Annotated in this window: 16 protein-coding genes and 1 pseudogene; 13 read left to right on the top strand and 4 right to left on the bottom strand. The window is 61.6% G+C overall.

Going from position 1 to position 16539, the window contains the following annotated elements:
- Nucleotides 1–4 precede the first annotated feature (4 nt).
- The 3 genes from IPI01_09810 to glmM are packed head-to-tail and all read right to left on the bottom strand — an operon-like array spanning nucleotide 5 to nucleotide 3133.
- Nucleotides 5–571 carry a DUF3109 family protein gene (locus IPI01_09810; GenBank protein ID MBK7258079.1) on the bottom strand — a complete coding sequence of 189 codons (567 nt, stop codon included), beginning with the start codon at nucleotides 569–571 and terminating at the stop codon, nucleotides 5–7.
- Between the two features lie 47 nt (nucleotides 572–618).
- Nucleotides 619–1752, bottom strand: coding sequence for a DNA-protecting protein DprA (gene dprA, locus IPI01_09805; protein ID MBK7258078.1), 1134 nt, complete (start codon nucleotides 1750–1752; stop codon nucleotides 619–621).
- Nucleotides 1745–3133 carry a phosphoglucosamine mutase gene (gene glmM, locus IPI01_09800; GenBank protein MBK7258077.1) on the bottom strand — a complete coding sequence of 463 codons (1389 nt, stop codon included), beginning with the start codon at nucleotides 3131–3133 and terminating at the stop codon, nucleotides 1745–1747. Before glmM ends, dprA begins: the two co-directional genes overlap by 8 nt.
- 182 nt (nucleotides 3134–3315) lie before the next feature.
- Between glmM and amrA the strand changes: the two genes are divergently transcribed.
- The 10 genes and pseudogenes from amrA to IPI01_09750 all read left to right on the top strand — a co-directional run bounded on the left by amrA (nucleotide 3316) and on the right by IPI01_09750 (nucleotide 12246).
- Nucleotides 3316–3897 carry an AmmeMemoRadiSam system protein A gene (gene amrA, locus IPI01_09795; protein MBK7258076.1) on the top strand — a complete coding sequence of 194 codons (582 nt, stop codon included), beginning with the start codon at nucleotides 3316–3318 and terminating at the stop codon, nucleotides 3895–3897.
- Nucleotides 3894–4736, top strand: coding sequence for an AmmeMemoRadiSam system protein B (gene amrB / locus IPI01_09790; GenBank protein MBK7258075.1), 843 nt, complete (start codon nucleotides 3894–3896; stop codon nucleotides 4734–4736). Before amrA ends, amrB begins: the two co-directional genes overlap by 4 nt.
- Nucleotides 4723–5661 (top strand): DUF2520 domain-containing protein, encoded by a 939-nt coding sequence (locus IPI01_09785; GenBank protein ID MBK7258074.1) that lies wholly within the window; start codon nucleotides 4723–4725, stop codon nucleotides 5659–5661. Before amrB ends, IPI01_09785 begins: the two co-directional genes overlap by 14 nt.
- A pseudogene (locus IPI01_09780) lies at nucleotides 5658–6721 on the top strand (glucose-1-phosphate thymidylyltransferase). The gene IPI01_09785 and the pseudogene IPI01_09780 overlap by 4 nt, the downstream one beginning before the upstream one ends.
- A 51-nt stretch (nucleotides 6722–6772) precedes the next feature.
- On the top strand, nucleotides 6773–7555 hold the full coding sequence (locus IPI01_09775; GenBank protein MBK7258073.1) for an enoyl-CoA hydratase/isomerase family protein: 783 nt from the start codon (nucleotides 6773–6775) through the stop codon (nucleotides 7553–7555).
- 4 nt (nucleotides 7556–7559) lie between these two features.
- The gene (locus IPI01_09770; protein MBK7258072.1) at nucleotides 7560–8042 is read left to right on the top strand and encodes a hypothetical protein; all 483 of its coding nucleotides are present in this window, start codon (nucleotides 7560–7562) and stop codon (nucleotides 8040–8042) included.
- A complete protein-coding gene (locus tag IPI01_09765) occupies nucleotides 8032–9381 on the top strand; it encodes a glycine--tRNA ligase (protein ID MBK7258071.1) in 1350 nt (449 codons plus the stop codon). The genes IPI01_09770 and IPI01_09765 overlap by 11 nt, the downstream gene beginning before the upstream one ends.
- A gap of 11 nt (nucleotides 9382–9392) precedes the next feature.
- Nucleotides 9393–10334 carry a CPBP family intramembrane metalloprotease gene (locus tag IPI01_09760; protein MBK7258070.1) on the top strand — a complete coding sequence of 314 codons (942 nt, stop codon included), beginning with the start codon at nucleotides 9393–9395 and terminating at the stop codon, nucleotides 10332–10334.
- Nucleotides 10331–11479, top strand: coding sequence for a tetratricopeptide repeat protein (locus IPI01_09755; protein ID MBK7258069.1), 1149 nt, complete (start codon nucleotides 10331–10333; stop codon nucleotides 11477–11479). The genes IPI01_09760 and IPI01_09755 overlap by 4 nt, the downstream gene beginning before the upstream one ends.
- 11 nt (nucleotides 11480–11490) lie before the next feature.
- Nucleotides 11491–12246, top strand: a complete 756-nt coding sequence (locus tag IPI01_09750) for a ZIP family metal transporter (protein MBK7258068.1) — start codon at nucleotides 11491–11493, stop codon at nucleotides 12244–12246.
- A 55-nt stretch (nucleotides 12247–12301) separates the two neighbouring features.
- On the opposite strand, the gene porQ is transcribed toward IPI01_09750, so the two are convergent.
- Complete coding sequence (gene porQ, locus IPI01_09745; protein MBK7258067.1) at nucleotides 12302–13495, bottom strand: type IX secretion system protein PorQ; 1194 nt, start codon at nucleotides 13493–13495, stop codon at nucleotides 12302–12304.
- A 141-nt stretch (nucleotides 13496–13636) separates the two neighbouring features.
- Between porQ and rpmE the strand changes: the two genes are divergently transcribed.
- The 3 genes from rpmE to IPI01_09730 are packed head-to-tail and all read left to right on the top strand — an operon-like array spanning nucleotide 13637 to nucleotide 16516.
- Complete coding sequence (gene rpmE / locus IPI01_09740) at nucleotides 13637–13858, top strand: 50S ribosomal protein L31 (protein MBK7258066.1); 222 nt, start codon at nucleotides 13637–13639, stop codon at nucleotides 13856–13858.
- A gap of 9 nt (nucleotides 13859–13867) precedes the next feature.
- Nucleotides 13868–15259: a 16S rRNA (cytosine(967)-C(5))-methyltransferase RsmB gene (rsmB, locus tag IPI01_09735; GenBank protein MBK7258065.1), complete on the top strand. Its 1392-nt coding sequence runs from the start codon at nucleotides 13868–13870 to the stop codon at nucleotides 15257–15259.
- 36 nt (nucleotides 15260–15295) lie between these two features.
- Entirely contained in the window at nucleotides 15296–16516 is a 1221-nt protein-coding gene (locus IPI01_09730) for a glycine C-acetyltransferase (protein MBK7258064.1), read from the top strand.
- Nucleotides 16517–16539 lie beyond the last annotated feature (23 nt).

Here is a 16539-nt window from a genome sequence, read left to right as displayed (position 1 = left end):
AGGATCATTGGCTCCCGTCGACGGTGGATGTCTCGCTGTGCAGACGGGCATACCACCCATCACCGAATTTACGGACGAGAGGTTCTTTCAGGAATTCCACGAGGGGGACGTTCTCCATCTCGCCGTGCATCCGTGCCGCGCGACATTCGTCGATCTGCTCATAGCGGATCACCTGCTGATTCAATGCATGAACGCGGATGGGGAAGAGGTGACAGGAGAGGGGCTTCGCCCAGGAGGTGAGCCCTTCGCGGTGAGCGCGCTCGAAAGCGCAGCGTGCGACCTTCTGTTCGTCGAAATAGACGAACACACATTCACGATGCTCGATGCAGGTCGTCGCGAAGTTCCCCGCCGCCCCGTCCAGGGGGCCGACCCGCTGCAATTCCGCGAGGCTCTCCGGACGGAGATAGGCCATGGCTGCCGGCATGGCCGCCATCAACAAGGGGATCTCAGCATCCTCCACGGGCGCCCCGCGTCCGCCTTCCAGCGTACAACAGGCACCCTTGCACGCCTGCAGATCACAGCAGAACCGTGCCCGGGGATATCGCTTCGTCCACGAATATTGTATCCACAATAAGCATACCACAAAATATACATCTTTCTTCCGAGAAAGCAAAGGGGTCACAGCCGCACGAAATACTTCCCCGGAAGCTGCCGGACCACGCTCTTGCATTCCAGCCCCAGCAGGCGGACAAGGGCATCCGCGGCCGTCAGCGAGGTCTGTTCGGCTATGACGTCGATATGGAGGGGGTCCGCGGTCAGGACATCCAGCACCTGCTGTTCGAAAAGGGAGAGTGGAGGAATGATCCGCACCGGTGCCCGGGGGACGTCGGGGATGAGCCCCTGGAGTTTCGGGCCAAGCTCCGTGATGATGTCCTCCACGGTCTCCGTGAGCAACGCGCGCCCCTCACGGAGAAGCAGGTTCGTACCGCTGCGCTCCGTCCCACTCACCGGCGACGGTATGGCGAAGACCTCGCGGTCCTGGTCCAGCGCAGAGCGCGCCGTGATCATCGCACCCCCATCGACCCGCGTCTCGATGACGAGGGTACCGAGCGTCATACCGCTGACGGTCCGGTTGCGCTGCGGGAAATTGACCGCATCGGGTTTCGCTCCCATGGCGAACTCTGAAAGCACAGCGCCCTGCGCCATGATGCGGCGCGCAAGCGGGCCGTTCTCCGCGGGGTAGAGTACGTCCAACCCGGACCCGATGACCGCGATCGTCCGGCCTCCGGCCTGGAGGGCGGCGGCATGCGCGATGGTGTCGATGCCGCGCGCGAGCCCGCTCACGACCGTGATGCCGCGCGCGACAAGTGCTGACGCGAACACCTCCGCTGTCCGTTTGCCGTACGTGGATGGATCGCGTGTTCCCACGATCGCAATGCCCGCGGCATCCTGCGGTGCGATGCTTCCGAGCATGAACAGGAACGCGGGGGGATCGTAGATGGTACGCAGATGGGGTGGATAGTGCGGATCAAGGATGGTGACGAATGCTGCGCCGACCGTCTCCATCCGCGCGATCTGTTCGTCAACGATCGCCGCGGTCTCTTCCGGAACACCGTTCCGGAAGAACGAGGAGATCGTGCAGGCGATCTTCTGCTCGATGCCGGGGACGCAGGTGAGGTCGCGGACAGAGGCGCGGAGGACCGCGCCACTGTCCTTGAAGTGTTCAAGAAGAGCCCGGAGACGCGCCGGGCCGATGCCGGGGACGCGCGCGAGGGACAATATCTCGCGGACGATCCGCCGGTGGTCACCCATGCGCAGGCATCAGCGTCCGGATCTCATCCTGGAAGCGTGTGACGAGCGCCAGCGCACTCTCCATCGTCGCGCTTTCACCGATGATCCGGACGATCGGTTCGGTGTTGGATTTTCGGAAATGGACCCATGCATCGGGGAAGTCGATCTTCACACCGTCGTCGGTGTTCACCGTGCCCTCCGTTGCATGGCGCTTCTTCATCGTCTCGAGGACCTCCTCCGGAGCGATGCCCGCGAGCTCCATCTTGCCTTTGGCGATACAGTACTGCGGGAGCGACGCTTTGAGCTGGCTGAGCGTCCCTCCGGATTCAGCGAGCGCCTGAAGGATCAATCCGATGCCCACGATCGCATCGCGGCCGTAATGGAGCGCAGGCAGGATCACGCCGCCGCTTCCTTCGCCGCCGACCACGGCGCCGAGGCGCTTCATGGCGGAAGCAACATTGATCTCGCCGACCGGGGTGCGCACAGGAGTCGCACCGTACCGGCGTGCAATATCATCGACAGCGCGGGTGGTCGAAAGGTTCGCGACAACGGTCTGCCCCTTGCCTCCCTGTGTCTTCAATACATGGTCGACCACCGTGGCGATCGTGTACTCTTCCCCGTACGGCTCGCCTTTCTCATTGATCAGTACCAGGCGGTCCACGTCAGGATCCACCGCGATGCCCAGATCCGCATGCTCCGAACGCACCCGGCCAGCCAGGCCGGTCAGGTTCTCCGGGATCGGTTCGGGGGTATGGCTGAACACTCCGCTCACATCGCACGCCATCTCGATCACGTCGCATCCCAGCTCGCGCAGGAGTGCCGGAACGATGGCACCACCTGCCGCGTTGACGCAATCGACCACCACCCGGAAACGGCGCTTCCTGATGACGTCCGGCTTCACGAGAGGGAGGTCCAGGACAAGCGCGATGTGACGCGCAAGCCAGTCGCCGCGCCGCGATAGCGTGCCGATCGCATCCCACGCCACATACGTGTGCGGCTGTCCGGCGTGCTTCCAGAACTCGGCATTCTCCGCCCCGTCCAGGAAAAGCCCCGTTGATGCCATGAATTTCATCCCATTCCACTGCATCGGGTTGTGACTTGCGGTGATCGCGATCCCGCCCGCTGCGTGCTCGTGCTCGACGGCGAGCTGTACGGTCGGCGTAGGGCAAATGCCAATATCCATGACGTGGATGCCGGACATTGTGAGTGCGGAAGTGATCATGTCTGTGATGGCTGCGCCGGTGATCCTCCCATCCCGCCCGACCACCACCGTTACCGGCCCGGTGGACCGGCTCCGGCAGTATGAACCAAAACCGGCTACGTACCGGATGATCACGTCCGGGGTCAAGGTCGAACCCACAACGCCACGGATACCTGAGATACTTACCATCAACGCCATGATTTTCCGTCCCCGATTGTTATGGAAAGAAAAAATGTAGTCAAGCATGCTCTGAGAAGCAAGCTGGACTCCCGGGAGCCCGGAACCCCTCTGAAATGCCGGATTTACGCTGTTCCTGCTGATCCCTTCCTTGATAGTCTGAGACGATTTGATTACGTTACTGAGTTAGCGGGAGTTCAAATCCCATGCTTTCACAAGCACAACAGCGGTTGCTGCTCCGGGTTGCACGAGGATCGATCGCCCGGGAAATGGCGAAGCGCCACCGGGGGCCGGTCGAGGAAGGGCGCGTGGGTGAGGTGAAACTCGAGGAACCGGTCGATCAGACAGGCGGTGCTTTCGTTACGCTGCGCATCGAGGGCGACCTCCGGGGGTGTATCGGGTACATTGAATATCCCGGTCCGGTGCGCACCGCGGTGGAAGAGGTCGCGCGCAAGGCTGCGTTCGGTGATCCGCGATTCGAACCACTTGCACCCGGGGAATTGCCCCGGGTGCAGATCGAGGTCTCGGTCCTGACACCCATGCGGCGTATCACCTCGCCTGAGGAGATCATGATCGGCAGGGACGGCCTCGTCATCCAATGCCGCGGCCGCCGTGGCCTCCTGCTCCCACAGGTCGCCACGGAATACGGCTGGGGCGTAGAGGAGTTCCTCGAGAATACCTGCCGCAAGGCCGGGCTCCCCGTAGGTGCGTGGCGCGACCCAGGGGCGGTGATCGAGGCCTTCAGCGCAGAAGTGTTCGCTGAGGCGCCCGCCGGGGGAGCACAATGAAACGTGTGCGCAAGCCCGCCGTGGCGGGCATGTTCTATCCTTCGGATGCGGAGGAACTCGAACAGACGGTGCGCGGGTTGCTGGACGGCGTGTCCATCGGCATCGGACCGGGGAACATCATCGGACTCATCGCGCCGCATGCAGGGTATGTCTATTCCGGTGAGACCGCGGCAGCCGCCTATGCGCAGCTCCGCGGAACCGAACGGAGCGTCGTGGTGGTCGTGTCACCCAGCCATCGTGAATTCTTTGACGGGATCTCCGTGTATCCGGGTGATGCATATGTCACCCCGCTCGGTGAGGTCCCGGTCGCAGCCGGAATGCGCTCCCGGCTTGCAGAAGTGATGCCCGGGATCCTGGTCTCGATGAAGGGGCACGGGACCGAACACGCTCTGGAGGTCCAGTTGCCATTCCTCCAGTGCGCCCTTGGGGAATTTGCTCTGCTCCCGCTGGTGATCGGCAACCAGTCGCAGGAACACTGTTTTGCTCTCGGTGCTGCACTCGCGACGCTCTGCCGGGGAACCGACGCGCTCCTTGTTGCGAGCACGGACCTCTCGCATTTCTCGGCCGCCGATGTTGCGCAGCGGCTGGATGATGTGGTCGCGGCGGACATCCAGGCGTTCGATCCCGCGCGGTTGATGCTGGACCTCGAAGCAGGGACGGCGGAAGCGTGCGGTGGCGGGCCGGTGGCGGCGGTGTTGAAGGCATGTGACATGCTGGGTGCGCGTACCCCGACCGTTCTCTCGCGGTCGCATTCAGGCATGATCACCGGGGACCATCAAAGTGTCGTTGGCTATCTGTCAGCAGTGATCCAGGACATCGAAGACCATGGGAAGAACTAAAACTCCGGAACACTGGGACGCCGCGATCATCGGCGGTGGGAAGGTCGGCACCTCGCTCGGCCGCGTCCTGGTCGAGCAGGGGCACCGGGTCTCCTGCGTCATCTCCCGCACATCACGATCCGCCCGCACATCCGCGGAATTCATCGGTTGTGACAACGCCGGGACGGAACTTGCGGCGATCCCCGCCACGATCAATCTGATCCTCATCACCACCCCTCACGGGGCCGTGGCCGATGTGGTTCGTGCTCTGGCCCGGCTCGATCGCGACTTCAAAGGCGTTGCGGTCTGTCATGCAAGCGGCATGTTGACAGCGTCGGTCCTGGATCCGGTGAAGGCGAAGGGTGCGACAGTCTTTTCGTTCCATCCGATCCAGGCATTTCCCCGCACGTTCCCGTTTGAAGATATCGTCCCGAACATCCGGGGCATCTATTATGGTGTGGATGGTGCGGCGGCGGGTGTGCGCGCGGCCTATGCGCTGGCCCGTGCGCTGAAAGGCTATGTGATCGAGGTGCCTCCGGCGATGCGCGAATTCTATCACGCAGCCGCCGTGGTCGCATCGAACCATCTCACCACACTCTTCGGCGTCCTCCGCCAGATGTCGTCGACATTCGCGCCGGAGGGCACGGATTGGATGAGCATCTATTTCCCGATCATCATGGGGAGTATCGGCAACGCACGGGCGGCGACGCCCGAAGTTGCGCTCACGGGACCCATCGCGCGGGGCGGGGTCGAAACCGTTGCACGTCATCTCGATGCCCTGGAGCGCTTTGCGCCCGACCTGACCCCATTCTATGCAGCAGTGTCGCTGGAAACCACCCGCCTCGCCACCAGAAGCGGTTCGCTTGCGCCGGCGCAGAAGGATGAGCTCCTTCGTCTGCTTGAACCCCATCTCCCACTGAAAGGACAGAAGAGGAAGCATCTATGAAAGCACTCATCGCAAGCGGCGGGCGTGGCACACGCCTGCGTCCGATCACCCATACCCGGAACAAGCACCTCATTCCGATCGCCAATAAGCCCATCCTCCACTATGCGGTCGAAGCGGCGGCGGCGGCGGGGATCAAGGAGATCGGCATCGTCATCAACGCCGATAGTGATGAAGTGCCGGTCGCCATGGGAGACGGCTCGCGCTGGGGGGTGCATATCACCTACATTCCGCAACTCACCCCGGGCGGACTCGCCCAGGTTGTTGCGCTCGCCGAAGGATTCATCGGGAAGGACAGGTTCATCTTTACCTCGGCGACAATATGGTGGTGGGTGGTGTGAAGCGGTTCATCGATGATTTCGAGAAGAGCAACAGCAATTGCTTTCTGACGCTGGCGAAGGTGCAGGATCCGGAACGCTTCGGTGTGCCCGAGATCAAGGATGGCCGCATCGTGGCGGTCGAGGAGAAGCCCTCGAAGCCGAAGAGCTCCTATGCCGTTGCCGGCATCTATCTGTACGACCATCACATCTTCGAGGCCGTGAAGGCGATCGCACCCAGCGCCCGCGGGGAACTTGAGATCTCGGACGCGCATCAGTATCTGATCGACAAAGGGTATAAGGTCGGCTATACCGAGATCACCGGATGGTGGAAGGATACCGGAAAGCCGAATGATCTGCTGGAAGCCAACCGGCTGGTCCTGGATAATCTGATCCCGTCCATCCAGGGCGATGTGGACGCGCGGTCCGCGGTCGCGGGCAAGGTGATCATCGAGAAGGGCGCACGGGTGATCAACAGCGTCGTGCGCGGGCCGGCGATCATCGGCGAGGGCTGTGTGATCGAGGACGCGTACATCGGCCCCTTCTCGTCCATCGGCAACAACACTACGGTCCGCAAGAGTGAGATCGAATACAGCATCATCCTGCGCGACTGCAAGATCATGGACATCGGGATCCGGCTCGAAGGCAGTATCCTCGGGAACGATGTGGAGATCGTGAGGGCGACAGGAAAGCCGCTCGTGCACAGGTTTCTGATCGGGGATCAGAGCCGGGTGGAAGTCGTATGAATTAAGAATTAAGAACGAAGAATTCTTAATTCTTAATTAGGAGGGTGAAGCATGGCGTACACAACGATTCTCATCGATGTGCGCGACGGCGTCGGGACGATCACGATCAACCGCCCCGACAAGCTGAATGCGCTGAATGCCATGGCCAAGAAGGAATTGCACGATGCCGTGACGGAGCTGCGCGATGATCCGGCGGTGGGTGCGATCGTGATCACGGGTGCCGGCGACAAGTCGTTCGTTGCGGGGACCGATATCGAAGAATTGACGGCGCTTGACAGAGACAGCGGCGAAGCGTTTTCGCGCGGGGGACAGGCGGTGTTCGACCTCATCGAGCGGTGCGGCAAGCCTGTGATCGCGGCCGTGAACGGCTATGCGCTCGGCGGGGGGTGCGAACTTGCCCTCGCCTGTACGCTGCGGATAGCGTCCGACAAGGCGCGGTTCGGCCAGCCGGAGATCAATCTCGGCATCATCCCGGGCTATGGCGGCACGCAACGGTTGCCGCGGCTCATCGGACAGGGCAGAGCGCTTGCGATGATGCTCACGGGGGCGCCTGTGTCCGCCGACGAGGCGCACAGGATCGGGCTGGTGAATATGGTCGTGCCGCACGCCGACCTTGCTGCTGCTGCGTCCCAGATGGCAGGGACGCTCGCCGGAAAGAGTCGGCCGGCCGTGCGTGCGTTGATCGAAGCGGTGCACGCAGCGGGATCGGGATCGCCGGCGGACGGGATGAAGGTTGAAGCGGCCCTGTTCGGTGCGAGCTGCGCGACAGGAGATGGCAGAGAGGGCGTGCGTGCCTTCCTGGAGAAACGCCCACCGGCATTCAAGGATACGTGATCATATGTTCGGAGTGTCGCAGAAGTCCCGGGTGGTGATCGTTGCAGGACTTGCCGTGCTCTCGCTGGTGCTCGGCCTCCTCGCTGTCGTGCTTGCACCGCGCAGCGCCACCGTGCGTGAACCGGCACGGAAGAATGCTGCCCCGGTGGTAACGCCGGGCGATGCTGAGATCCGCCGTGGGCTTGAAGCCATCTGTGCCGAGTTCCGGGTCCCGCCCGCGTCGCTCAAAGTGCGCGACGTGAAGGACCGGAACGGTCGGCCGGTCAGGACCGAATACCGGCTGCGGTTGCCGAAGGATTTCTCCTCTGCCGAGTTCAACCATGCGCTCAACGCAAAGGTGGAGCCCTGGGGTGCCCATGTGGTCGGGACGGAGAGGACACACGACCGCACCGTGACGCTCCACGTCGTACGGGACGAGGAAACGATTCTGAGTGTGATATTGGACATGAACGAAACCACGAAAGCAGGAAAGGAACATGGCAAATAACACCGACGTCATGGAAAAGATCGTGTCGCTCGCGAAGCGGCGCGGCTTCGTCTTTCAATCGAGCGAGATCTACGGCGGCCTGAACGGATGCTGGGATTACGGCCCCCTGGGGGTCGAATTGCTCCGGAACGTGAAGGAGCAGTGGTGGCAGGCGATGACCTACCGCGAAGACGTGGAAGGGTTGGATGCCGCCATCCTGATGCATCCGACCGTCTGGGAAGCGTCGGGCCATGTGGCGAACTTCACCGATCCGATGGTGGACTGCAAAGAGTGTAAGGCGCGTTTCCGCGCGGATCAGGTCGAGGATGCGATGTGCGGCAGCGCGGCCTACAAGGGCCGCAAGGCGCACAAATGCCAGTCGGAAGGGAAGTTCACCGAAGCGCGCCAGTTCAACCTGATGTTCAAGACGTTTGTCGGCCCGGTGGAAGATGCAGGTGCCGTGGTCTATCTGCGCCCCGAAACGGCGCAGGGGATCTTCGTCAACTTCCTGAACGTGCAGGCCTCCTCGCGCCAGAAGGTGCCGTTCGGCATCGCGCAGATCGGCAAGGCGTTCCGCAACGAGATCAACACCAAGAACTTCCTGTTCCGCACGCGCGAGTTCGAGCAGATGGAGATGCAGTTCTTCGTGAAACCCGGCTCCGACGTGGAGTGGTTCAATTACTGGAAGGAGCAGCGCATCGCGTGGTTCCAGGGGCTCGGCATGGGCATGGACAAGCTGCGCTTCCACCAGCACGAGCCCGACAAGCTTGCCCACTATGCCAAGGACGCCTACGATATCGAGTACCTCTTCCCGTTCGGGTGGGGAGAGATCGAAGGCATCCACAACCGGAGTGATTTCGATCTGACACAGCACGAGAAGTACTCCGGCAAGTCGATGAAGTATTTTGAAGAGCAGGGGAAGGAGAAGTTCACCCCGTTCATCATCGAGACCTCCGCGGGTGCAAGCCGTTCGTTCATGGCGTTCCTGGTGAATGCGTACAATGAAGAGGAAGCGCCGACCGCGGACGGGAAGACCGAGACCCGGGTCGTGATGAAATTGCATCCGAAGCTCGCGCCGACGAAAGCCGCCATCTTCCCGCTGGTCAACCGCGACGGGATGCCCGAGATCTCGAAGAAGATCGAGGCCGAGCTCCGGCCCCACTTCCGCGTCTTCTATGACGACAGCGGCGCCGTGGGCCGGCGCTACCGCCGCCAGGATGAGGTCGGTACGCCGTTCTGCATCACGGTGGATTCGCAGACGCTGACCGACCAGTCCGTGACCGTGCGTGAGCGCGATTCCATGAAGCAGGAGCGCGTGGCAGCGGCGCAGCTGCTGACGTACCTGCGGGAACGCTTCTGAGCGGCGGCCGCATGAAGGACGCGATCCGCTACGTATTCCTGACCCGGCACGGCGACGTCCGTTCCGGTTGGAAGATCATGATGTTCCTGATCGGAACGGCCTTCCTGGCTTCGGGTGTGGTCGCTCTTTCCCGGTGGGCCGGGCTCGCCAGCGATATCGTGGATGCCCTGTTGCTGCTTTCCACCGTGCTGTTCGTGACATGGGTGATCGTCCGCTTTGTGAATCAGAAACCCCTGGCGGCGATCGGACTCTGGTTCCATCCCCGTGCCGTGCGCGAGCTCGGCATGGGGTTTCTGATCGGGTTCCTGATGATGAGCGGGATCTTCATCGTGCTGCTGGCCCTGGGATACGCACGGGTCGGCTGGCTCGACCGTTCTTTCGGGGAGATCTTCTTCACTGTGGTCTATGCGGTCGCGTTCTTCTCCCTCGCCGCGGCAAGCGAAGAGGTGCTGTTCCGTGGCTATGTGTTCCAGACCCTGTCGCAGGGGATCACGGTCCTGCCGTCGATCCTGATCATGTCCGCGATCTTCGGCGTCGGACACATCAACAACCCCAACGCGAATGCGCTCAGCACAGCCAATGTGGTGCTCGCGGGGATCTGGCTGTCGTTCGCATACCAGAAGACCCGGAGCCTGTGGCTGCCGTTCGGGTTGCATATGGCGTGGAACTTCACCCAGACCACGGTCTATGGATTCCCGACGAGCGGGATCACGTTCTCGGAGCACCGGCTGTGGAATGCGACGGTCGCAGGGCCGGAGTGGATCACCGGTGGTTCGTTCGGACCGGAAGGGAGTGTGCTGGCCACGCTCGCGTTGATCCTCGGAACGTGGTATATCCTGAAATCCCGATATCTTGCGGCTCCGGAGGGGATCATCACGCTGGACTCCGTGGAGGATGTCTTGCCGCCGGTCCCGCCTGCGGGCGCAACGTCCACGGACGGAGTCGTTGCATGAAGTACAGGTTCCTGTTGCTTCTCCTGCTGATCCCACTGTTCCGTTCGAACGGACAGGTGCCGAAGGACTCGGTGTTCGAAGCCGCGGTCCAGCGGGGGATCTCGCACGTGTATAACCTCGAATTCGAGGCGGCGGACCAGGACTTTGCGACCCTGGTGCGTCTCCGCCCCTCGCATCCCGCCGGCCACTTCTTCCGTGCGATGGTGCTGTGGTGGAAGATCATGATCGACATCGACGATCAGCAGTACGATCAGCGCTTCTATCGCAACCTGGATCATGTTGTGGCGATCTGTGATTCGATGCTTGACCTGAACGAGAACGATGTGGATGCGATCTTCTTCAAAGGCGGGGCCATTGGTTTTGAGGGGAGGTTACGGTTCCACCGGGATGAATGGATGGAGGCGGCCTACGCCGGCCGGCAGGCCCTGCCGTTGGTGCGCAAGGCGTCGGAGCTCGATCCGGGCAACTATGACATCTATCTTGGCACGGGGATCTACAACTATTACGCCGAGGTGATACCGAACGAGTACCCCGTGGTGAAACCGCTGATGCTGTTCGTGCCCGCGGGCGACAGGGCGAAGGGCCTGGAGCAGCTCATCATCGCGTCCCAGAAAGCGAAGTATGCCGCCGTCGAGACGTCGTACTTCCTGTTGCAGATCTACTATTCGTACGAGCGCGACTACACGAAAGCCCTGGCGCTCGCGCAGTCGCTGCACGACCGCTTCCCGGGCAACATGGTGTTCCACAAGTACCTCGGACGCTGCTATGCGGTGATGGGGAATTATGAACGTGCGGCGGGGGTCTGGGCGGAGATCCAGGCGAAATGCCGTCAGGGTGCGCGCGGATACACCATGAATGTGGAGCGGGAGGCGGAGTACTATCTGGGGACCTGCGCGACGGCGCTGCACAAGTATGATGAGGCGCTCCTCCATCTGTACCGGTGCGATGAACTGAGCCGGCAGTTGGATGTGAAGGAACCCTCCGGGTTCATGACCATGGCGAACCTGAAGATCGGGCATGTGTACGACCTTCAGGGGAAGCGGGAGCCTGCCCGCAAGCAGTACACGAAGGTGCTGGGGCTCAAGTCGTATAAGGATGCTCACCAGCAGGCCGAACGATACATGACAACTCCCTATGCGCAATGAATGATACCTCGATGACCCTCGCCGTTCTCCTGTATGGACTGGTCGCCGGCGGTGCGGAAGTGCTCGGTGGCGTGTTCGTTGTTCTCCGCCGCTCCTGGCCTGCACGCGTCCAGGAATACCTCCTCGCGCTCAGCGCGGGCTTTCTTCTCTCCCTGGTCTTCATCGAACTCGTGCCCGAAGCGCTCCATACGGTCGGCCCGAGCGCCCCGCTGTACATGCTGGCAGGGTATGCGGTCCTGCATTTCTTCGAGCACACGATCGTCGGCCACCTGCATTTTGGCGAAGAGACGCACAGTGAGGTGATGATCTCGCAGGTGGCAAGCTACTCGACATTCCTCGGATTGTGTATCCATGCGTTCTTCGACGGCTTCACGATCGCGGTCGGCATCCAGTTCGACTATCTGGTGGGTTTGCTCATCTTCATTGCGGTGACCATGCACAAGATCCCGGAGGGGCTCACCATCGCATCGGTGATGCTCGCAGCGAAGCACGACCGGCGTATGGCGCTCATCGCTTCCATTGTTGTTGGTGTCGCGACGTTCCTCGGTGCTGCAAGTGCATTGATGCTGGGTGGGATCAGCGAGAAGCTGGTGGGTATCGCGTTCGCGTTCTCGGCGGGTATCGCCACCTACGTGGGGGCGAGCGACCTTATCCCCGAGATCAATCACTCGAAGAACCGGATCATACCGCTGTTGGTGTTCGTGGGGATGATGTTGTTTTATGCGGGGAAGGTCGGACTGGAGACGTTCGCAGGGATCGGCCACTGACCTCGCGGGGATCGACTCCGGTGTATCGCGCGCAGGGGCGCAGCATGCTGCGCCCCTAACAAATACGTGTCGATGTCTGGAAGATTGCCTGCCAGCAGGAACGGCGCCGGTGGTTTCGTGTGTAGGGGCGCAGCGGGTTCGTGTGATCGCATGACGCCAGGATCGGTATCGGCGGCAGCTGTATCTGGTGCAGGGGCGCAGCGGGTTGTGCGCTGCGCCAGGATCGAGGGCAGCTATCTGTGCAGGGGCCGGTCGACGCCTGAAGGATCTCGGCAGCTGGTGTCCGCAGCGATATCCGGTGCAGGTTGCCAGCCTTGCCGAGTGAGGAAAGCGCGTAGTCGAAGTTGTACCCGCTGACCAGTATTCCCAATCCACCCGAGAACCCCGCCAGCCCTGCACTCGATCCGATCTTGTAGTCCTTCCGCCGCGCATTGTCGTAGCCGACGCGTAACAGGACGACCTTGCTCAGCGTGAACTCGCCGCCCACCGTGAACGCGCGGAAGCGTGACATGAAGTCGGGCGCATCGTCATTCAACCGGTGCACGCCGACGTTGAGCAGGAGCGGCAGCCCCTTTGGTACAATGGATGCCCCGATGCCCATATCGAGCGGGAGATCTTCTTTCACTGATCCGTAGGACGACAGTTGGAGGCCGAGGTTCCGGATGCTGGCACCGATGGCGAACCGGCTTGCCGGAACCGTGTAGAGCACGCCGAGATCGGCGGCAACACCCGCGGAACTGTACGGTCCGATCGTCGAGTAGATCCCCTTCACCGCACCGCCGAGGTACACGTTCTCTTCCACCGTGAGGGCGTAGCCGATCGAAAGGGCAAGGTCGCTGGCACCGAATGTCCCGATGTTCGTGCCGAGCTCATCGGTCTCATCGAATGTGCCGTAGTTCGTGTAGACGATGCCCGCCCCGAAACGTCCGATCCCCTGGACCTCCGTGGAATAGCTGACATACCCGGCGTTGATGTCCATGAGGTGTTTGAAGAATCCTGCTGTCCCGACCGATGTTTTGAGGGATCCAAGAGTGGCCGGGTTGTAGAACAGGCCATCCGGGTCGCCCTGGACGGTGAGAAAGGTCCCGGCGAGCCCGGCGGCACGGGCCCCCACGTCATTCCGGAGGAAATTGAACACCGTTTTCGCTCCAGCGGCCATCCCGGCCGCGGGCACAAGAAGTGCCACCGCCACGATCAACGCGCGCACGCCCTTGCCTGCCATCGCTCCCCGCACCTTCAAATGGGACAACCCGGAAATTCCCTCTAATGTAGAGAATCCGGCCCCGAACTGCAAGATTTCCTTTGAAACAGCCCTCCATTGCTTCTTTCTGAGGAAAGACGTATCTTGATAAACTTCCAATCACACCGATATCAGAAGGTTGAGAAAGCGATGAAAGACGGCATCCATCCGGATTACAAAAAAGCAACGGTCACCTGCGTGTGCGGGAACACCTTCGAAACGCGTTCGACCGCGGGCGATCTGAAGCTCGAAATTTGCTCGGCATGCCACCCGTTCTTCACCGGCCGCCAGAAGCTGGTCGACTCGGCGGGCCGCGTGGAACGCTACAACAGGAAGTACGGCAAGAAACCCGTTGAGGCGACTCAGGCCTGAGTCATCTGAATGCCCGAAGCCACCCCGGCAGCTGAATGGAAGTCCCTGTACAGCGGTCCGCGGGGCACAGCTGTCAAAGTCCTTAACCGCGTCGAGCGGACCGATTCCTATCTGGACAAGGTCCTCGACGCGGAACTGCGTTCCGGCGAGCTGAACGACCTCGACAAAGGCCTCCTCACCGAAGTGGTGCATGGCGTCCTGCGCTGGCAGAACCGTCTCGATTGGGTCTTGAACGGCTTCTCGCACGGCAACTTCTCGAAGTCCGAGATCAACGTCAAGAACATCCTCCGCGTTTCCCTCTACCAGATCCTGTTCCTCGAACGCGTCCCTCATTCCGCTGCGGTCAATGAAGGCGTGGAGTTCATCAAACGGATCCGCGGCGAAAAGCCCGCGGGACTTGTGAACGCTGTCCTGCGCAACATCATCCGCAACATCGAGGGGATCCGCTACCCCGATCCCAACGAGGACCTGGTACAGTACCTCGCCGTGTTCTATTCGCACCCGCACTGGATGGTGAAGCGCTGGCTCGACCGCTACGGCCGCGAAGCCACCGAGCGGTTGTTGATGGCGAACAACGAGCGCCCGGGCATGGCGTTGCGCGTGAACCGCCTCAAGATCTCTCCGGCCGATTTCCGCGCGCGCCTCGATGCGCAACAGATCCCGTACACCTTGTCGGAGATCCTGCCGCACTTCGTCCGCGTGAAGACCCTTTCCGGGATCGCACAGATGGACCTGTTCCGTACCGGCATGTTCACGATCCAGGACGAGAGTGCCGCGCTGCCGTGTCAGCTCCTTGATCCGAAGCCCGGACAGCGGATCATCGATCTCTGTGCCGCGCCGGGAGGGAAGTCCACGAACATCGCCGAGATCATGGAGAACAAGGGCGAGGTCGTGGCGCTCGACAAGTACGAAGCAAAACTGAACCTCATTCGCGCCTCTGCCGAACGCCTCGGCGTGAAGATCATCGACCTGCGCGGTGCGGATGCAACGGTGTTCGAGGGCCCCCTGGCGGACCGCGTCCTGCTCGACGCTCCATGTTCCGGACTCGGCACGCTTGCGAAGAAGCCGGACATGAAATGGAAGCGTGACATCGGCGACATCCGCAAACTGAATCTGACCCAGGAAGCGCTCCTGGAGAACGCGGCGCGGCTCGTGAAGCCCGGCGGCGCCATCGTGTACAGTACCTGCACCATCGAGCCTGAAGAGAACACCGGCATCATCACGGCGTTCCTGGAGAGGCATCCGGAATTCTCGCTCGACCGGGCAGAGAAGTATCTGCCGGCAGCCGTGGTCTCACCCGAGGGGTTCGTGTCCACACTGCCGCACGTGCATTTCATGGACGGCTCCTTTGCCGCCCGCCTTGTCAAAGCCCCCGACCCGCCCGCATCCGGGCAGGGCTGAGAGCACTCCACGATCACCGCAGAAACGGAGACGCGTATGTCCAGCCTGATCGACCTCATCAGTGCAGAACTCAAGAACCTCGAAGATTCCCAGACCTACAAGTATGAATCGCCGCTCCAGAGTGCGCAGGACGGTGTGGTCCGCGTGAACGGCAAGAAGGCCGTCATGCTGGCTTCGAACAATTACGTCGGCCTCTCCAACCACAAGGCCGTCCGCGCTGCGGCGATCACCGGCATCAAGAAGTACGGCTACGGCGTCGCGTCGGTCCGCTTCATCTGCGGCACGCAGGATATCCACCTGAAGCTCGAGAAGAAGATCTCGAAGTTCCTCGGCACCGAAGATACCATCCTGTTCTCCTCCTGCTGGGCCGCGAACGAAGCGTTCTTCGCCTCGATCACGAACGAGAAGATGGGCGTGGAGTCCTACAAGGATGTGATCTATTCGGACCGCCTGAACCACGCCAGCATCATCGATGGCCAGCGGCTGTGCAAAGCGGAGACCACCGACCGGAAGATCTACAAGCATGCCGATGTGAACGATCTGGTCCGGCAGCTCGAAGAGGACAAGAACGTGCCCTACCGGTTCCGCATCATCGCGACCGACGGGGTGTTCAGCATGGAAGGGGACCTCGCGCCGCTCGACAAGCTGGTGGAGATCGCAAAGAACTACAACGCGACGCTGTTCGTGGACGATTCGCACGCCGTAGGTGTGATCGGCAAGACGGGCCGCGGGACCCCCGAGGCGAAGGGCGTGCACGGGAAGATCGATGTCCTGACCGGGACACTCGGCAAGGCCATCGGCGGCGCGGCGGGCGGATATATCAGCGGCAGGAAAGAGGTCATCGCCTTCATGCGCCAGAAGGCGCGCACGTACATCTTCTCGAATTCGCTTCCGCCGTCGATCGTGTTCGGCGCCTCCGCGGCGTTCGATCTGCTCATGAAGGACCGGTCGATCGTGAAGCGGCTGCACCAGAATACCGCCTACTTCCGGAAGAAGATCGTGGAGCTCGGGTTCACGATCCTCGAAGGCGATCATCCGATCGTGCCGATCATGCTCGGCGAAGCAGCGCTTGCGCAGCAGATGAGCCGTGAGCTCCTGAAGGAAGGTGTGTATATCAAGGGGCTGTGGTTCCCGGTCGTGCCGAAAGGCGAAGCGCGCCTGCGTGCACAGGTCTCCGCCGCCCTCAGGAAGAAGGACATCGATCGCGCCCTGGCAGCGTTCGCGAAAGTGGGAAAGAAGCTGAACGTTCTGAAGTGAGATGATGTTACATCGGTACACTC

The sequence above is a fragment of the Ignavibacteriota bacterium genome, from assembly GCA_016707525.1.
Taxonomy (GTDB): Bacteria; Bacteroidota; Ignavibacteria; order UBA10030; family UBA6906; genus JAGDMK01.
The sequence above is the reverse complement of the archived record's forward strand: the minus strand, read 5'-3'. Positions and strand labels throughout refer to the sequence as shown.